The sequence below is a fragment of the Methanobrevibacter cuticularis genome (assembly GCF_001639285.1).
GTDB lineage: Archaea > Methanobacteriota > Methanobacteria > Methanobacteriales > Methanobacteriaceae > Methanobaculum > Methanobaculum cuticulare.
Map to the genome: position 1 here is coordinate 1 of NZ_LWMW01000006.1, position 2,433 is coordinate 2,433.

Here is a 2,433-nt window from a genome sequence, read left to right on the forward strand (position 1 = left end):
ACTAATAACTATAAAACTAATAACTATAAAACTAATAACTATAAAACTAATAACTATAAAACTAATAACTATAAAACTAATAACTATAAAACTAATAACTATAAAACTAATAACTATAAAACTAATAACTATAAAACTAATAACTATAAAACTAATAGCTATAAAACTAATAACTATAAAACTAATAACTATAAAACTAATAACTATAAAACTAATAACTATAAAACTAATAACTATAAAACTAATAACTATAAAACTAATAACTATAAAACTAATAACTATAAAACTAATAACTATAAAACTAATAACTATAAAACTAATAACTATAAAACTAATAACTATAAAACTAATAACTATAAAACTAATAGCTATAAAACAATAATTATAAAACTAAGATAAATTATTATATTATCCTATTAAATTCCTTATAATACAGGTGAAAATAATGAAAGTAATTGTTGCAGATGCAATAAATCAACAAGGTATTGATAATTTAGAAAAAGTAGCTGAAGTAGTGGTAGACACGAATATAACTCCTGAGGAATTACTTAATACAATATCTGAGTATGATGCAATCATAGTAAGAAGTAGAACCAAAGTTACAAGAGAAGTCATTGAAAATGCCGAAAAACTCAAGATAATAGCTAGAGCTGGGGTTGGAGTGGATAATGTAGATGTAGAAGCAGCTACAGAAAAAGGAATAATGGTGGTCAATGCCCCAGAATCTACTTCAATAACTGTTGCTGAGCATACTATGGGTTTGATGTTATCAATAGCTCGGAAAATTACAATAGCTGATAAATCTGTTAAAGAGAGTAAATGGGAAAAAAGCAGATTCATGGGAGTTGAATTGAGAAATAAAACCCTCGGTGTTGTAGGAATGGGTAGAATAGGATCTCAAGTTGTAAGTAGATGTAAAGCTTTTGAAATGAATGCAATAGTTTATGACCCTTACTTACCTGAAAAAGTAGCTAAACAAATGGGAGTTCAATTAGCTGACCTCAATACAGTACTTAAAGAAGCAGACTTTATAACAATTCATGTTCCATTGACAGATGAAACAAAACATTTAATCTCAACAAAAGAGATTAAAATGATGAAAAACGATAGTTACATAATCAATTGTGCAAGAGGAGGTATAATTGATGAAGAAGCATTATACGAAGGATTAGTTAATGAAGAAATAGGGGGGGCAGCTTTAGATGTTTATGAAATAGAACCTCCCGTAGACAATAAATTATTAACTTTAGATAATATAGTAGTTACTCCCCATATTGCAGCTTCTACTAGAGAAGCTCAAAGAGATGCTGCCATTATTGTAGCTAATGAAGTTATTGAAGTATTAGAATCCAGAGTTCCTAAAAATGTTTTAAATATGCCTGTGGTTGATCCCAAAACCTATGAAGAAATAAAACCTTATCTAAATTTATGTAAAAAACTAGGAAGTTTTATTACTCAATCCATAAATGGTCAAATAAGAGAGTTAGAAATATTGTACAGTGGAAAGCTCGCAAAAATCCCTAATCAAGATATTTTAACTAGAACCATACTCCAAGGAATTCTTAATCCTATCTTAAATGATCCAGTAAATACAATAAATGCTGCAACAATAGCTAGAGCCAGAGGAATAAAGGTAACAGAAGGTAAAACTTCTGATGCTAATGGCTATGACTCTTTAGTGAAAGTCAAAGGAATTAGTGACAATGATGTTTTCTCAGTAGAAGGTACTGATATGCATGAACCGACAATAATAAAAATCAATGATTATTGGGTTGATGTTAAACCAGAAGGTCATATGTTTATATCCAAATATCAAGATGTTCCTGGAGCTATTGGGACCATTGGGACAAAATTAGGTGAACGTAATATCAACATTGGGATAATGCAAGTAGGAAGAGATATAGCTGGTGGAAAGGCCATAATGATCCTAACCGTAGATCAAAAAATCCCAGAAGATGTTATGGAAGAAGTTAGAAAACTAGAAAATGTATTTGATGCAGTTGGATTAGAACTATAAATACAGTTGTATATTTTAAAATGATTTTTAACATAATTTTTTCATGTTTTTTTACATTAATTTTCTTTAAATAAAGTAATACTATTAATTAATGTTTTGTTAAGTTACATTGATAACTATTATTTATAGTTTATTTTGGAAAGTTTAAAAATAAATTATAAAATGATTTATAATTTATTTTATGGTATTAAAACTGCATATTCGCACACATTTACAATTAATGGGTCGTTATTTATGTTAAATATGAATTTATCAATCCATTTTTTTTCTATATGACTTTTTGTCAATGTTTTCATAAAACCATTTTTCAAAATTTTCAATTAGAAATTCTTCACTTTCGATAAATTCTGTGGATAATTCTTTTTTTATGGTTCTCCAGACCTGTTCAATGGGGCTAAGCTTAGGGGAGTATGGTG

General features: G+C 27.9%; 2 protein-coding genes. Both read left to right on the forward strand.

The features are described 5' to 3' along the window. A partial coding sequence (locus MBCUT_RS11435; RefSeq protein WP_211263740.1) for a hypothetical protein occupies positions 1-399 on the forward strand: 399 nt, incomplete at its 5' end. Positions 400-445: 46 nt separating this feature from the next. After that, positions 446-2,017, forward strand: coding sequence for a phosphoglycerate dehydrogenase (serA, locus tag MBCUT_RS00070; protein WP_067257151.1), 1,572 nt, complete (start codon positions 446-448; stop codon positions 2,015-2,017). The last annotated feature ends 416 nt before the right edge of the window (positions 2,018-2,433 follow it).

Bases quoted from the DNA above. Each gene is read 5' to 3' on its own strand.
- serA (WP_067257151.1), top strand. From the start codon at position 446: ATGAAAGTAATTGTTGCAGATGCAATAAATCAACAAGGTATTGATAAT.